General features: G+C 50.3%; 12 protein-coding genes. All 12 read right to left on the bottom strand.

Going from position 1 to position 16,110, the window contains the following annotated elements; genetic code table 11:
- Positions 1–48 precede the first annotated feature (48 nt).
- The 12 genes from rpsP to ACYVUV_RS03735 all read right to left on the bottom strand — a co-directional run bounded on the left by rpsP (position 49) and on the right by ACYVUV_RS03735 (position 16,105).
- Positions 49–321, bottom strand: coding sequence for a 30S ribosomal protein S16 (gene rpsP / locus ACYVUV_RS03790; RefSeq protein ID WP_002879737.1), 273 nt, complete (start codon positions 319–321; stop codon positions 49–51).
- A gap of 94 nt (positions 322–415) precedes the next feature.
- The gene (gene ffh / locus ACYVUV_RS03785) at positions 416–1,846 is read right to left on the bottom strand and encodes a signal recognition particle protein (RefSeq protein ID WP_439776325.1); all 1,431 of its coding nucleotides are present in this window, start codon (positions 1,844–1,846) and stop codon (positions 416–418) included.
- Position 1,847: 1 nt separating this feature from the next.
- Positions 1,848–2,189 carry a YlxM family DNA-binding protein gene (gene ylxM, locus ACYVUV_RS03780; RefSeq protein WP_439776326.1) on the bottom strand — a complete coding sequence of 114 codons (342 nt, stop codon included), beginning with the start codon at positions 2,187–2,189 and terminating at the stop codon, positions 1,848–1,850.
- Positions 2,190–2,241: 52 nt separating this feature from the next.
- Positions 2,242–3,666 (bottom strand): C69 family dipeptidase, encoded by a 1,425-nt coding sequence (locus tag ACYVUV_RS03775; protein ID WP_439776327.1) that lies wholly within the window; start codon positions 3,664–3,666, stop codon positions 2,242–2,244.
- Between the two features lie 45 nt (positions 3,667–3,711).
- The gene (gene ftsY / locus ACYVUV_RS03770) at positions 3,712–5,043 is read right to left on the bottom strand and encodes a signal recognition particle-docking protein FtsY (protein ID WP_439776328.1); all 1,332 of its coding nucleotides are present in this window, start codon (positions 5,041–5,043) and stop codon (positions 3,712–3,714) included.
- Positions 5,044–5,045: 2 nt separating this feature from the next.
- A complete protein-coding gene (gene smc / locus ACYVUV_RS03765) occupies positions 5,046–8,606 on the bottom strand; it encodes a chromosome segregation protein SMC (RefSeq protein ID WP_484498997.1) in 3,561 nt (1,186 codons plus the stop codon).
- On the bottom strand, positions 8,606–9,301 hold the full coding sequence (gene rnc / locus ACYVUV_RS03760) for a ribonuclease III (RefSeq protein WP_439776314.1): 696 nt from the start codon (positions 9,299–9,301) through the stop codon (positions 8,606–8,608). Before rnc ends, smc begins: the two co-directional genes overlap by 1 nt.
- Before the next feature lie 124 nt (positions 9,302–9,425).
- Positions 9,426–11,204, bottom strand: coding sequence for an oligopeptide ABC transporter substrate-binding protein (locus ACYVUV_RS03755; RefSeq protein ID WP_484498996.1), 1,779 nt, complete (start codon positions 11,202–11,204; stop codon positions 9,426–9,428).
- 135 nt (positions 11,205–11,339) lie between these two features.
- Entirely contained in the window at positions 11,340–13,106 is a 1,767-nt protein-coding gene (locus ACYVUV_RS03750; protein WP_439776316.1) for an oligopeptide ABC transporter substrate-binding protein, read from the bottom strand.
- 157 nt (positions 13,107–13,263) lie between these two features.
- Positions 13,264–14,175, bottom strand: a complete 912-nt coding sequence (locus ACYVUV_RS03745) for an ABC transporter permease (RefSeq protein ID WP_439776317.1) — start codon at positions 14,173–14,175, stop codon at positions 13,264–13,266.
- A 10-nt stretch (positions 14,176–14,185) separates the two neighbouring features.
- Positions 14,186–15,145: an oligopeptide ABC transporter permease gene (gene opp4B, locus ACYVUV_RS03740; RefSeq protein ID WP_439776318.1), complete on the bottom strand. Its 960-nt coding sequence runs from the start codon at positions 15,143–15,145 to the stop codon at positions 14,186–14,188.
- 3 nt (positions 15,146–15,148) lie between these two features.
- Positions 15,149–16,105, bottom strand: a complete 957-nt coding sequence (locus ACYVUV_RS03735; RefSeq protein ID WP_439776319.1) for an ABC transporter ATP-binding protein — start codon at positions 16,103–16,105, stop codon at positions 15,149–15,151.
- Positions 16,106–16,110 lie beyond the last annotated feature (5 nt).

The following is a 16,110-nucleotide window of genomic DNA, read 5'->3' as shown; positions in this document are numbered from 1 at the left end:
CTTTTCAAATAAAAAAAGTTTGAAGCTAGTGCCCCAAACCTTTTCCAATTATTTGTTGTACTTTTCGTCGTGCAACTTAGCCATCAAGCCAGCGCCTGAAAGAAGTGAACGAACAGTGTCTGAAGGTTGTGCACCCTTCTTCAACCATTCAAAGATCTTGTCTTCGTCAAGCTTCAATTCCTTTGGTTGTGAAACTGGGTTGTAGTAACCAACTTCTTCGATGAAGCGGCCGTCACGAGGTGCACGTGAATCTGCTACAACAATCCGGTAAAATGGCTTTCTCTTAGCACCCATACGGCGCATACGAATCTTAACTGACATTAATTAGTCCTCCTAAATTTCAATAGTTATACTATAACACCCAAAGAGCAGTCTGTAAAGTATTTTTACTTAACAGCCTGCTCTTTTTTAAAAATTATGAGTGGAAGCGCTTGACTTTCTTCATTTTCTTGGCCTTCTTCTTCTTGAAGCTCTTCCCCATCCGCCGCATGGCCATCTTGGCCATCGGGCTGTTCATGCCAGGCAATTTCTCCAGGTCCTTGAAATTGCCCTTGGTCACCTTGGACATCATGTCCTTGGCGGTCTTGAACTCCTTGATCATCCGGTTGACTTCCACGATCGGCACGCCGGAACCGGCCGCGATCCGCCGGCGCCGGCTCGGGTTGAGCAGGCTTTCGTCTTCTCTTTCTGCTGGAGTCATAGAGTAGACGATCGCCTTGGTGTGGGCGATCTGCTTCTCATCGATTGAGAAGTTCTTCAGCTGCGGGTTGTTGGCCATGCCCGGAATCATCTTCATGATTTCATCCAGCGGCCCCATCTTCTGCACTTGTTCCAGCTGGTCAATGAAGTCGTTGAAGTCGAAGCTGTTTTCCCGCATCTTCTGGGCAACTTTTTCTGCCTGCTTGGCATCGTAGTCCTGCTGGGCCTTTTCAATCAAGGTCAGCATATCCCCCATGCCCAGGATTCTTGAAGCCATCCGATCCGGGTGGAAGACTTCCAGGTCAGTCAGCTTTTCCCCTTGCCCGGTGAAGAGGATCGGCTTGCCGGTAATAGCTCTGATGGATAAGGCTGCCCCGCCCCGGGTGTCACCATCCAGCTTGGTCAAGACAACCCCAGTGACGTCCAGGCGTTCGTTAAAAGTCTTGGCCACGTCAGCAGCAGCTTGCCCAGTCATGGCGTCAACTACCAAAAGGATGTTGTCCGGGTGGCTGACTGCCTTGACTTCTTCCAGTTCCTTCATCAACGGTTCATCGATTTCCAGCCGGCCGGCCGTGTCGATGATCACGTAGTCGTTTCTGTGGACGGCTGCTTCGGCCAGACCGTCTTCCACGATCTTGGCCACGTTCTTTTCATCCGGCTCGCTGAAAACCGGCACGTTCAAGTCCGCCCCGATCTGCTTGAGCTGGTCAATGGCGGCTGGCCGGTAGATGTCGCCGGCGATCAAAAACGGCCGGGCCTTTTCTTCCTTCATCAAGCGGTTGGCCAGTTTGCCGACCGTGGTGGTCTTACCAGTACCTTGCAGACCGACCATCATGATAACGGTTGGGATATGCGGGGACTTGTTCAAGCCGACCGCTTCTTCCCCCATCATCTTGGTCAATTCTTCGTTGACGATCTTGATGACCTGCTGGCCTGGAGTCAGTGATTCCTGCACTTCCTGGCCCAGGGCCCGCTTCTTGATGGTCTTGATGAAGTCCTTGACCACCTTGAAGTTGACGTCGGCTTCAAGCAGGGCCAGGCGGATTTCCCGGGAGGCAGCGTTGATGTCTTCTTCAGAGATCTTCCCTTTCCCGGTCAAGTTGCGCAGGGCCTTCTGCAAACGTTCGCTTAAATTTTCAAATGCCATCTTATTCTCCTCTAATTACCTGCAGCAAGTCTTCCAGCTGCATTTTGGCTGCTTCCTGGTCGCCTGCCTGCAAGCTGGCTAAGGCCTGGCTGATGCCGTCTTCCAACTGGCTGTAACTGGCCAGGAGCTGCAGCTTGTCTTCGTATTTTTCCAAAGACTTGGCGCTGCGCCGTAAATTGTCATAGACCGCTTGTCTTGAAACATGCCGGTTGTCGGCAATTTCCCCTAAAGACAGGTCGTTATAGTAATAATCTTCAAAATAATCCTGCTGGCCCTGGGTGAGCAAGGCACCGTACATGGCGTACAGGTCACCCAGAGTTTCGTTTTTGCTTAATTCATCCATCTTTTTCACCTGGTTACCAGTATAGCAAAAAGCACTGCAAGTGCAGTACTTTTTAAAGATTTTTATCCATATTGAAAGTCAGCTTGGACAGCTTGATGGCCTCCTTAAAGAGCTCGCCCCAGAACTTCTCGCTTTCCTGGCGGCAGTAGGCTACCGTTTCCTGGTTGGCCTTGGTCAAAAAGGCGGTCAGTTCTTCGCCGGATAAGCCTTGGACCTGGTCAGTCACTTCAGCCACCCGGCAGCGGAAGTAGCGGTTCAGTTCAGTCAAGTACTTGGCGTCCATTTGAACGAAGTGAGAATAGTGACTTTCCACCAGAGCCGCTAAAGACTTGTAGAACCACCAGGCATCTGACTGCCGGTATTCCAGGGAAGTATCGTTATAAGACGGGTCAGTATCATTCATGTTGGTAAAGAAAGGCACAAAGGGGGTGAAAGTCGGCCCACCAATGCAGAGCCACATGATTCCAGCCACGCCATCTGCTTGGTCATCTCTAACTTCCAGGATGTGGGCGTTTTGCGTCCGGTTGAGGCCGATTGGCCGGTAGCGGTGGTGTTCTTCATCACTGCCCTTGACGGCAAATGGGTCGTAGACCGTGTCCTGGTAGTGAGAACCCAGGATATATTCGATGTCTTCCTTGCTAATCTTCTTTTCTGCCCGGCGGATAAATGGCAGGTCAGGGTCTTCCGGGTCCTGGTCAATGCTTGGGTTCAAGATCTTTTGCCCGTACCAGACACGGGAAGTATTGTAGTGGCGGTCTTGCTCGGTGAAAGTGCCAAAGATATGACGGAAGTTCCAGCCTTCCAGGTCGGGGTTAAGCTTGTTTTTGGCAACAAAGTCCTGGATTCCTGCACTCCACATGAAGTCATCCGGCTTAGAAAAGTCAACTTCCTGGATGGAGACCCGGTTGGCGGCGATGGCGTAGGCATCGTCCGGGATTCTTTGGGCGACCCAGTGGTGGCCGGTCACGATTTCCATGTACCAGATTTCATCCTTGTCGGAAAAAAGAACTGAGTTGCCGGCAGCTGACCCGTACTTGGCGATCAAGTCGCCCAGGCGCTTGACCCCGCCTCTGGCTGAATCGATGTAAGGCAAGACGACATTGACCATGCAATCTTCGTCCAAACCATCAACCACCAAGGGGTCAAAGGCCAGAGTGCGTTCATTGCCGTAAGTTGACTCAGTAGCTGACATGGCCACGTTCTTTTCGTTGATGCCGCTTTCTTCATAGTAGCCGTACTTCTTGTAGTCGACATTAGGCACGGCTGGATAGCGGTAGGCGTCTTCCGGCAAGTCCATCGTGAACTTGTTCAGCCAGGACTTGATCTTGCGGCCCTTTTCCCCGTGAACTGCCGGGTTAACGACAAACTTTTGCTGGTTTAAAGGAGAAAAGGTGTCGTCATTGCGGGCAATCAAGTTATTGCCATCCATGGCAGCTTTTTTGCCGACTAAAATTGAAGTACATGCATCGTCTTTCATTTTTCTTTTTAATCCTCTAATTCTAACTTAGCTTCTTTGAAAAAATTACAGCAGATCGTGGAAGAGGCCAACGGCATAGTTGGCCGCGTCAAAGTCGGCCAGGTCTTCAGCCTTTTCGCCCAGGCCAACCAATTTAACAGGCAGCTTCATTTCGTGGCGGATGGACAGGACCACCCCACCCTTGGAAGACCCGTCCAGCTTGGTCAAGACTAAGCCAGTCAGTTTGGTCGTCTTGTCAAAGTCCTTGGCCTGCAGGAGAGCATTTTGCCCAGTTGACCCGTCCAAAACCAGGAGAGTTTCAGCCGGCTGGTCGGGCAGGCGCTTCTTGATGGTCCGCTGGATTTTTTCCAATTCGTTCATCAAGTTGACCTTGTTTTGCAAACGGCCGGCCGTGTCAACCAGGAGGTAGTCAGCCTCTTCAGCAATCGCCCGCTCTAAGCCGTCGTAAACCACGGCAGCCGGGTCAGCCTTGTCCGGGCCAGTTACGACTGGAACCCCGGTCCGCTTGCCCCATTCAACCAGCTGCTCAACCGCGCCGGCTCTGAAAGTATCGGCAGCGACCAAAAGGACCTTCTTGCCCTGGTCATGGAAACGCTTGGCCAATTTGCCGACCGTAGTAGTCTTGCCCGCCCCGTTAACACCAACGAAGAGGTAGACATTTGGCTTGGCGTTAGGATCGTAAGCCAGCTTTTCATTTTCGCTGTTGGCATTTTCGTCGTAGACTTCCACCAGCTTTTGGACGATGACCCGCTTCAAGTCATCCCGGCTCTTTGCCTTTTGCAGCTTGGCTTCTTCTCTGAGTTGGTCAGTCAGTTCTTCACTGGTTTCATAGCCCACGTCAGATTCAATCAGCAATTCCTCCAAGTCGTCGAAGAAGTCTTCGTCAACCGTTCTGAACTTGGCCAAAAAGGCGTTGAGGCGGGCACCAAAACCCTTGTTGGACTTCTCCAGTCCCTTTTCATAAAGCTCAGTAGTTTTTTCTTCTGTACTTTCTTCTGCAGGTTCAGTTGTCTCCTCTTCAGCTTCAGTCTTTTCTTCTTCAACTGTTTCTTCTGCGGGTTCAGTGGTCTTTTCTTCAACTGTTTCTTCTGCTGTTTCTGTAGTTTCTGTTTCTTCTTCAGCAGAAGATTTAGTTTCTTCTTCAACAGTTTCTTCATAAGTTTTAGTTTCTTCTACACTTTTTTCTTCGGTAGTTTCTTCACTGGTCTCTTCAGTAGTTTCTTCTGCTACTGCTTCTTCAGCCTTTTCTGCTACTGACTCATTTTCCGCTTCAGCACTTTCTTTTGCGGCTTCTTCCTGGTCAGCCTTGACTTCTTCTGGCTTTTCTTCGTCTTTTTGGCCAAACAGGCTCTTTTTGATTCGATCAAATAATCCCACGGTTATACCTCATCTTTTAAATCTTTCAAGGAGACCGACAAAATCTGGGAAACCCCAGATTCCTGCATGACCACCCCGTAGAGCTGGTCAGCTTGTTCCATGGTCCCCCGCCGGTGCGTAATCACGATAAATTGTGTCTGGCTGTCATACTGGCGCAGGAAATGGGCAAAGCGGGCGACATTGGCATCGTCCAGGGCCGCTTCCACTTCATCCAGCACGCAGAAAGGCACTGGGTTGACTTCCAGCATGGCAAAAAGCAAGGTGATCGCCGTCAGCGACCGCTCCCCGCCGGACAAAAGGCTTAAACGCTGCAATTTCTTGCCAGGTGGCTGGGCGATGATTTCCACCCCGCTCTCCAGCAAATCGTCCGGATCCGTCAAGGCCAAGCGGGCATTGCCGCCGCCAAAGACCACCGGGAAAAGGCGGCTGAAGGAAGCCGAAATCTGCTGGAAGGTCTGACTGAAGCGGTCCTTCACTTCCTGGTCCAGTTCATCCATCGACTGCTGCAGGTTGCTTCTTGCTTCAAGCAGGTCGTTTTGCTGCCCGTTCAAGAAGTCATAGCGTTCCTTGACTTCCTTATATTCGTCAATCGCCCCCAAGTTGACCGGGCCAATATCTTCCAACGACATCCGGTGCAGCTTGACGCTGCGGCGCAAGCTTTCCTGGTTTTCTTCCGTATTTTCCAGCTTGGCCTGGGAAAGCGCGGCTTCATAAGTCAAGGAGTAGTCTTCTCTTAAACTGTCCAGGTGCTGCTTGAGCTCGCCTTTAACCGTGGCCAATTTGACTGAAAACTCCTCTTGTTCACTAGCCGCGTCTTTTCTTAAGTCATAGTTTCTGGTCGCAACTGCTTCCAACTGGTTGATCTGCCCGTTTAACTGCCCCAAAAGCTGGCTGGCTGAATCCAGGTCAGCCTGCTTGTCTTTTTGCTCAGCCAGGAGCCGGTCTTTCTCAAGGCCCAGCTCCTCTTTCTTGCTGGCTGACATTTGACTGGAACTGTCCAAAGCAGCCAGTTTTTCTTCCAGCTGCGCGATCTGCTTCTGGCTGCCCGCCTTTTGCCGGCCGCGCTCAGCTTTTCTGGCCTGCAGGTTTTCCTGCTTGTTGGCCAAAACCGCCAATTGCGGGTCAAGCTCTGCCAGTTTTTCCTGCACGCCCTGGTTTACATCAGTGTAGTTCTGAATGGTTTCTTGCAAACTGGCCAAGTCGCGTTTTTGCTGGTCAGCCAAAGCGGCCAGTTCTTCTTTCTTAGTCTTTTGAGCTGCCTCTTTGTCTTGCAAATCTGCCAGGTAGGCTGCTTGTTCAGCCTGCTGGGCCTGGTAAAGCTTCACGGCGCTTTCCAGGCGCTTGACTTCTTTTTCCTGGTTTTGGAAGGTCAAGACTGCCGCGCTCAAGTCCTGCTGCAGGCTCTGCAGGTCCCGGCTGATTTGCTCCCGGTTCTCCTGCTTGTCTTTGACTTGCTTGTCTAAGCTGGCCAGCTTTTCTTCTTTAATATGGAACTGCCCTTCTAATTCCTCCAGCATGGCTGTCGTTTTGTTGATTTCAGCCGTTGTCTGCAAGGGAGAATTGCTCCGCTGGTTGCGGGCCCCGCCAGTCATGGCCCCGCCAGGACTGATGACATCCCCGTCCAGGGTAACGACCCGGTAGTGACCGATCTGTCTTGAAACGGCCAGGGCCGTGTCCATATTGTCGACGATAATGATGCTGCCCAGCAGGTACTGGATAGCTTCTGAAATATCAGTTTCGCCTTTAGCCTCAACCAATTCGCTGGCCAGGCCTTGGAAGCCGGCAAAGCGTTCCAGAGCCTGCCGGGTTGAAGCTGGAATTGCCCGGTATCTTAATGCATCCAGGGGCAAAAAAGTTGCCCGGCCCAGTCTTCTGACCTTCAGCTGCTGGATGGCATCTTTAGCCGCCAAACGGTCCTTGGCCACCAGACTTTGAACGCTGCCGCCAAGGGCGGTCGTCATGGCTGCTTCCAGGTCAGCCGGGAAGGTCAAAAGTTCCCCAACTGCCCCGATGATGCCTGGGAAACGGTCAGGCTGGTTTAAGACCTGCTTGACCCCGGCATAGTAGCCGTCATGCCGCTTTTGGATGTTGACTAAGGCATCCCGGCGGGCAGTCAGGCGCTGGAGGTTAGTCAAATCCGCCTGCAGCTGCTTTTGCGCGACCTGCTGGTCGGCAGCTAAATGCCCTAATTGGTCGCTAGCTTCCTTTAATTCCGCCTGCAGCTGGTCATTTTCTGCCCGCAGCTTTTGCCCCTTAGACCGCAAGCCTTCCAGTTCTTCCTGGCTCTTGGCCAATTGACTTGAGGCATCTTCATAGCGCTGGTCCTTGCTCTCCTTGGCCCGCTTGATTTCCCCTTCCAGGTAGACCAGCTGGTTGTTGGCGCTGGTCTGGTCCTGCAAGGTCTGAATGTACTCTGAGCGCAGGTCTTCTACTTTCAATTTGAGGCTGGCCGGGTCTTCTTTCAGCTGATCGGCCAGCTTCTGTCTTTTTTCTTTCAGCTGGTCCAATTGCCCGGCATATTCAGCTTCCTGGTCAGCCAATTTGGCAATTTCCGCGTCCGTAGCCGCCAGATTTTCCTTTAAATCAGCCAGCTGTCTTTGGTATTCCAGCCTGGTTGCCTGGTCAAACTGCCGGGACTGCTGGGAAACCTGCAAGGAAGTGTTGATCTCAGAGAGCCGGTTGGTCAATTTCAAGACTTCAGTCTGCAGCTGGTCCCGCTTCTGGCTTTCCAGCTGGAATTCTTCTCTTTTAGCCGCCAGCTTGGCCTGGGACTGCTTGACTTCCGCGTCCAGCCGGCTTAAAAGTTCTTGGCTCTGGGCCAGTTTTTTGGAAACTTCCTTTTCTTCCTGGTCTAAGTCAGCGATTTCAAAGGCCAGCAGGGTCTTCAAGTCCTCATCTAGCCCGGCTTTTTGGAATTGGTATTCCTGGGCCAAAGAGCTCTGTTCATGCAGAGGCTCCAACCGCTTCTCCAGCTCATTGACCAGGTCGTTGATCCGGATCAAGTTGTCATTGGTTGTTTCCAGCTGCCCCTGGGCCTGCTGCTTTTGCTGCTTAAAGTGGAGCACCCCGGCTGCTTCTTCGAAAATCCCCCGTCTTTCCCGGGCCTGGGAATTGAGGATCTGGTCCACCCGCCCCTGGGAAATGATGGCCAGGCTGTTTTGCGAAATGCCGGAGTCCAGAAAGAGGGCCCGAACGTCCCGCAGGCGGACAGGCTGCTGGTTGATCAAGTATTCATTGTCGCCAGATTTTAAAATTCTTCTGGTGATTGAAACCTGGTCAGCTGGAAAGTCCAGTTCCTTGTCCCGGTTATCAAAAACCATGGTTACTTCGGCCCGGTTCAAGGGCTTGCGGAACTGACTCCCGGCAAAAATAACATCTTTCATGTTGCGGCCACGCAGGGATTTAGCGCTGCCTTCCCCCATGACCCAGCGAATGGCTTCCGTGATGTTGCTCTTGCCCGACCCATTAGGACCGACAATGCCGGTAATCCCCTTGGTAAAGTCGATCACCGTCTTGTCAGCAAAAGACTTGAAGCCTTCCAAAATCAAACTAGTTAAAGGCACTATTTTCCTCCATTCAAGTGCTCCAAGGCGTGGCTGGCCGCGTCCTGCTCAGCCTTCTTCTTGTTGCGTCCTTCCCCGTTTGCCAGCTTCTTGCCGTCGACCAGGACTTCAACTTCAAAGTGGGGCGGCTGCTGGCTCTCATTCAACACCCGGTATTCGATGGTCACGCTGCCGTTTTGCTGCAAAAGCTCCTGCAGGTCCGTCTTAAAGTCACGTGACGGGGTAAAGTAGCCAGCCGCGATTAAAGGATAGACGGTCTGGCTAAGAAACTTTTCAACCACTTCAATCCCCTGGTCCAAGAACAAGGCGCCGTTGAAGGCTTCAAAGACATCTTCCAAAAGGGCCTTGCGGTTGCGGCCGCCAGCTTTTTCCTCGCCGACGCCCAGGTTGATTTCTTCTTTAAAGCCGCAGTCCAGTGCCACTTTCGAAAAGCCTTCAGTGCGGACGATATTTGATCTCAGTCTGGTCAGTTCCCCTTCATTTAAGTGCTGGAAGTGGCGGTAGAGGTAGTCAGAGACCGTAAATTCCAAAACCGCGTCCCCCAGAAATTCCAACTTTTCGTAATTCCCCAAAGTTTTGCCTGGATTTTCATTGACATAGGAGGAATGGGTAAAGGCTTCCTCTAGCAGGCGGGCATCCTTGAAGCGGATCCCGTATTTTTCATCCAGCATTTTAATAAATTTAGTTGAGACCATGAACTATTCATCCTTTCATAACACTAAAAATTATATCAAAAGCCCGCCATCAGAGCGCCTTTTTTACCTAATTCCAAGAAAAAACTCTGCCTTGTCCGGCAAATGGACAAAACAGAGTCGCAGATTATTTTTTATAGCCGATTTTATACCATAAAGGATGGCTGTTGTTCATTTCTGCCGGTTCATAGGAGTAGTTGACCAGCTTCTTGTTGATGGCTGTAATCTTGTAGGAACTGGTCAAAGGAATTACAAAGGCTTGCTCTTGCATGTATCTTTGCCACTCTTTGAAGACCTTGATCCGGTAACTGATATTAAAGGCTTCGTCTGAGTCCATTGCTTCCAAAAGCTGGGTATTGGTCTTGGTGGCAAAGCGCTCCAGGTTGTACTGGGTGCCGGCACCGTAGATGCCATTTTGGGAAGGCTCATTGTTTAATGTCCAGCCGGCAATAAACATGTCGACCTGGTTATCGTCTTGGAAGAGCAGGTTGTAAAAAGTATTGAACTCCAGCAAGTGACCGGTGGTCAGCTTGACGTTTAAGCCAATTTCCTTCCACTTCTTAATATAGTTCTTGATGATCTTGCTTTGGCTGGAGTCACCAGTCATGGCAGCCAGGTGGATTACCAGCTTATGCCCCTGTGGGTCCCGCCGGTATTTTTCACCAGACCTGAGCTTGTAGCCTGCCTTGTCCAAAAGCTTTTTAGCCTTAGCTGGGTTATATGGATAACCCTTGCTCTTGTCGTCATAGTAGTCGCCAAATTGTGACGGGATCAGGCTCTTGATGCGGAAGGTCAAGCCAGAAGTGTACTTGCGCTCGATCTGGGTAACGTTCATTGCATAGCCAATCGCCTGTCTGAGAGACTTGTTGGCCATCTTGGAATTCTTGTTCATCTTGACTGAGTTGGTCTTCTCGTCCCACTTGCCCAGCTTGAAGCCCAGGTAGTTGTAGCTCAAGGGAATCGTGGCGACAAAGCGGTAGTTTTTGGTGCTCTTGATCTGCTTCCACTGGGAGTTGACCACTTCGATGATGTCGTAAGTTTTTTCACTGATGGCCGTGGCGACTGACTTCGGGGAAATAATGGAGATGGTGATCTTGCTTAAGCTTGGCGTCCCCCGCCAGTAGTATTCATTGCGGGTCCAAACCACCTTCTGCCCCTGTTCAATGCTCTGGACCTTGTATGGACCAAAATAGACGGGCTTTTTGCGGATTTCGATGCAGGTTCTCAGCTTGCTGAAAGGCACATCTTTAAGGTAGTGATATGGCAGGGCTGATTCCCAGAAATAGCCGTTGCCCGACTTCAACATCCCCGGGTGCATTTCCTTAAAGTGAATTACAACCTTGCGGCCGTTTTCCCCGTCCGGCATTTCAATCCCGCTGATTGTCTTGGCTTTCCCGTCATGGTATTTCTTTAGGCCCACCACATCTTGCAAAGAAGAAGTGTAGTGGGAGCTGTTAGTGGCCTTGTTGGCAATTACCTCGTAGGCATATTCCACGTCTTTTGCCACGACCTGCTTACCGTCAGACCACTTGACCCCTTTTTTAATCTTGATGGTGATCTGCTTGGCCTGCCGGTCCAGGCTGAAAGTTGCTGCCCCGCTGTCAGTGATGTTGTAGCTGTTGTCCGTGTCAAACAAAGATTCAGAGCCGAACTGGGCCAAAGTGGCGTCGGTTGTCGAATCTGCCAGTTCATCAGAAAAAATCCCCGTAAAAGGGGTATCAGTTTCCAAGGCAACCTTGATGCTGCCGCCTTTTTTAGTCTTGGCAAAGCTGGTGGCCACAGGGAACTGCATGGCATCTTCAGCCCCGCTGTTATTGTCCTGCTTGCTTTTGCTGGTCTTTTGCGCGCAAGCTGCCAGGCTTAGAGCCGCCAAAAAGCAAATTGCTAATTTTGTTATTTTCTTCATCAATCAAGAGTCCTTTTTGCTAATTGCTACAATACTTAGTTTACCATAACAAAAGGAGCAAGACCGGGCCGAAGCGAGAGAACAGAAAAAAAGAGGAGGGAAAACCTCCTCTTTTGCGTAATTAGATATTATTTTTTACTTCTTAAAGCCAGTTTCGTACCACAGGGTTGCCGTCTTAGATGGCTTGGTTGAGTAGTTGACCAGCTTGCTGTTGACCGCGGTAATCGTGTATGAGTTGGTCAAAGGAATTACAAAGGCTTCCTTTTGCATGTATTGTTGCCATTCGTGGAACTTTTGTACCCGGTAGCTGTGGTTAAAGGCTTTGTCACTGCCCATTTCCTTCAACAGCTTGGTGTTTTCGCTGGTTGCGAAGCGGGTGAAGTTGTATGGAGCCTTGGCACTGTAAAGGTCATCTTGGGTAGGTTCACTAGACAGTGACCATGCGGCCATGAAGACGTCGACTGACGGGTCATCGTTTTGTACCTTGTCATAGAAGGAGTTGAACTCGATCAAACGGCCAGTGGTCAAAGTTACGTGCAGACCAATCTTCTTCCATTGCTGGATGTAGTTTTGGACGATTGCTTCCTGGTTTGGAGATCCACTCATGGCAGCCAGGTGGATGGTCAGTTTCTTGCCATTTGGATCCCGGCGGTAAGTTTCACCCTTCTTCTTCTTGTAGCCGGCCTTGTCCAGCAAAGCATTAGCCTTCTTCAAGTTAAGTGGGAAGCCCTTCACGCTCTTGTCTGAGAAGTCGCCAAAGGATTCTGGAACCAAAGTCTTGACTCTGAAGGACAGGCCCTGGGTGTAGTGCTTGGTTACTTCATCAACATTCATAGCGTAACCCATGGCTTGGCGGAGATAGCGGTTGCTCATCTTTGAGTTCTTGTTCATCTTGACTGAGCCAGTCTTCTTGTCCCACTTGCCGACCTTGAAGCCCATGTAAGAGTATGACAATGGAATTTGGGCAACAAAGTTGTAGCCCTTGGTCCCCTTAACTTCCTTCCATTGGGAGTTGACAACTTCAATCAAGTCAAACTTCTTGGACTTGATTGACTGGGAAGCTGAGTTTGGAGAGATTACTGAGATAGTGATCTTGTTTAACTTGGCTTGGCCACGGTAGTAGTAAGGGTTTCTTACCCAAGTTGCGGATTGGCCACGGACCAGCTTGGAGAGCTTGTATGCACCAAAGAAAAGCGGGTTCTTCCGGACCTTGTCGCTGGACTGCAGCTTGCTGAATGGGACATCCTTTAGGTAATGGTACGGTGCAGCGTATTCCCAGAAGAAGCCGTTACCGGACTGGGTCATGCCTGGCTTCATTTCCTTAAAGTGCAGAACCACCTTGCGTCCGCTTTCACCGTCAGGCATTTCGATCCCGGAGATCTTCTTGGACTTGCCTTCGTGGTATTCTGCCAAACCGACGATATCTGCCAAAGAACTGGTGTAGCGGGATGACTGGCTGGCCTTGTTAGCGATGATTTCGTAGGAATATTCAACATCCTTGGCAGTTACCTGCTTGCCGTCAGACCACTTGACCCCCTTCTTGACCTCGATCGTTACCGTCTTGGCCTTCCGGTCCATCTTAAAGGTTGCGGCCCCCTTGTTGTTGATCTTGTATTGATCATCGGTTGCAAACAGACCTTCATTCCCAAAAGCCATAAAGTCTTGGTCATATTGGCTGTCTGAAACTTCGTTCAAGAAGACACCCTTGACTGGCGTGTCAGATTCTTCAGCGATGCTAAGGCTGCCGCCCTTCTTAGCCACGCCGGTTGCCGTAGCTTCCGGAAACTTCTTCGCGTCTTTAGCCCCGCTGTTACTGTCAGTTGAGCCACTCTTGCCGCAGCCAGCCAGCAAAGCTGCACCAGCCAGGAATACTCCTAATGTTCCGAGCATTCGTCTCTTCATAATTTAATTTACCTCCACACAATATATTCAAAAGACAAAATACACAGCATATGAATAGTTATCAAGATAGCAATTCACAAAATTTATCTTTCATGCCTTTTACTTTAGCATTTTCATTTTAAAAGTCAATGACAAATTTAATTTAATACTAATTATTTTAGTTTTCTCTTTGCCGGGCGTCGCCAGCCTTTTGCAAAGCTTGGCCGACGTAGTTGATACTCAAGCAGATTACCAAAAGCAAGACAGTTGCCGGCAGCCACAGCCATGGCCGGTCGATGATGTTGACCGGGTCATTGGCAAAACCAATCAAGGTCCCCAAAGATGGAATCTTGGTCGGCAAACCGTAGCCGATGAAGGACAGGACAGTTTCAATCCCGATGTTGCCGGAAACGCTCAAAACGACATCGATGATGATCATTGATGCAATATTTGGCAGAATTTCCCGGAACATGATCTTGGTGTTTGAGGAGCCTGAAGTCTTGGAAGCCAGAACATAGTCTCTTTCTCTCTGTGACAAAATAAAGGACCGGTAGTATCTTGCTTCAACCGTCCAGCCGAACATCGAAATCAGCAAAACCAAAGTCATGGAATTATAGTTTGGCAAAACCGTTACCAAAACGATCAAAATTGGCATTTGCGGCAAAATCTGCACAAAGTCGACAATCCGCATGATGATGGAGTCAATAGTGCCGCCATAGTAACCGGCAACCAGACCAACTACCAGGCCAACCAGTTCACAGAACAAAGTGACCAGGAGACCAATCATGATGGAATTGCGCCCACCCATGATCAACAGATTCAGAATGTCCCGGCCACCGTCATCGGTTCCCAGCAGGTGGCCATTTTGTCCCCAGCCAGCGTAAGATTCCAAAATGTGCATTTCAGTAACCTGGCTGCTGTTCAAGAACAAAGAACCGCCAAAGGTAAGCAGCAAAATAACGACGATGGTGCAAAAGGCCACAGTCGCGGCCTTGCTTTTAAAAATTTCTCTAAAAGCAATCTTCAAAGCGGATGGCGGAATTTGGGCTCTGTCATCTTGCTTCTTTTTGCCTACAGTAAATAAAGCCATCATTTCACCTCTACTTCACGCGAATTCTCGGGTCAACCAGACTCATGATAATGTCAGACAAGAGGTTGCCCAGCAGAGTCAAGGTCCCGTAAATCATGATCAAAGCCGTCAGAGTCGTATAGTCACGCTGACTGATCGAATCAAGGAAGAGCTTACCCATCCCTGGGAAGGAGAAGACCGTTTCAATGATCATTGACCCGCCTAGCAGACCGGTGATGGTGTTACCCATAAAGGCAGCGATCGGCAAGAAAGAGTTCCGCAAGATATGCTTGTTGAAGACGACTTTTTCCGGCACGCCCTTGCTGCGGGCAGTCTTAACATAGTCTTCCACCTTGTTGTCAATGATCCCGGTCCGCAGGTATTGCACCGTCCCAGTCGTTGCGATGATCGCATAAAGAATTGCCGGTAAAATCATGTGCTGCAGGCGGCTGAAGAAAATTCCCCAAAAGCCGCTGGCATTAGCGGAAACCGTCCCGCTGATCGGGAACCAGCCCAGAGTAAAGCCGAAGAGCCAGAGACCCAGCAGGTAAAAGACAAAGCCAGGGATAGCATAAGTCACATAATTGAAAACTGAGATTGCTCGGTCCTGCCATTCGCCTTCATGCTTGCCGGCGCTGATCCCCATTGGGATGGCAATGCCGTAGAGCAAGACAGTTGACAAGAGCGAGAGCCAGAAAGTGTTCTGAGCCCGGTCAGCAATCAAAGACGCAACCGGTACGTGCTGGATATAGCTTTGCCCTAAATCACCATGAAGCAAATTCTTAATCCAGCGCATATATTGAACCGGCACTGGGTCATTCAAGCCATAAGCCTGCTTTAAGCGGGCGATTTCCTTTGGGCTTGAGTTAGGGTTGATCAAGCCGGTAAAGGGGTCCCCAGGCATCATTTTCGCCAGCATAAAGACAATAATACTGAGCAAGATCAGCTGCGGGATCATAATCAAAACCCGTCTTAAGACTGTTTTCCACATTTGCTATTCTCCTCCCTTAAGCTGTTCTTTCGGCAAGGCAACCTGGTGGTTAGGTGCAACCTCGGTCAATGGGTAGACCCGGCCATCTGCATCATACCAGTTTGCCTGGTCCTGCAAAAATTCCTTTTCTATTTCCCGCCGTCTGGCCGCGTGTTCAGCCCGGTGCTCAACGTCAACCTTCGGAATGGCTGACAAAAGGCGCTTGGTGTAAATATGCATCGGATTCTTGTAGATCTCTTCCTGGCTGCCCACTTCCACTAAACGGCCCCGGTGCATGATCGCCAGGTTTTCGGACATGTGCTTGACCACGCCAAGGTCATGGGAAATAAACAAGAAGGCAATGTTGTACTGCTGCTGAATGTGCTTCATGAAGTTCAAAACCTGGGCTTGAACTGACAAGTCCAAGGCACTCGTTGGTTCATCGGCCACGATCAGCTTCGGGTTAGTAGCAACGGCGCGGGCAATCCCGATTCTCTGCCGCTGGCCACCAGAAAATTCATGGGGGAACTTGTAGATCGCGTCACTTGGCATCCCTACGATGTCCAGCAATTCCTGAACCCGGTCACGTTCCTGGTCAGTCGTCAGATTTTCAAAATTCCGGATCGGTTCAGCAATAATGTCCTCAATCCGCTTGCGGGGGTTAAGACTGGACATGGAGTCCTGGAAGATCATCTGCACGTCTTTGTTGTAGTTCATCTTCCGGCGGACTGATTCCTTGGTGATGTCCTTGCCTTTGTAGAGAATCTGCCCGCTGGTCACCTTTTCCACGCCAACGATTGCCTTGCCAGTCGTGGACTTGCCGGAACCTGATTCACCAATCAAGCCGTAAGTTTCCCCTTCTTTGATTGAAAAAGAAACCCCATCAACAGCCCGGACATAATCAGTAATTCTGTTCCAAAAGCCCGACCGGATTGGGTAATGGACCTTCAGATCTTTAACTTGAATAATTTCTTCTGCCATACTTG

Source organism: Lactobacillus sp. WILCCON 0149, from assembly GCF_057197965.1.
The sequence above is the reverse complement of the archived record's forward strand: the minus strand, read 5'-3'. Positions and strand labels throughout refer to the sequence as shown.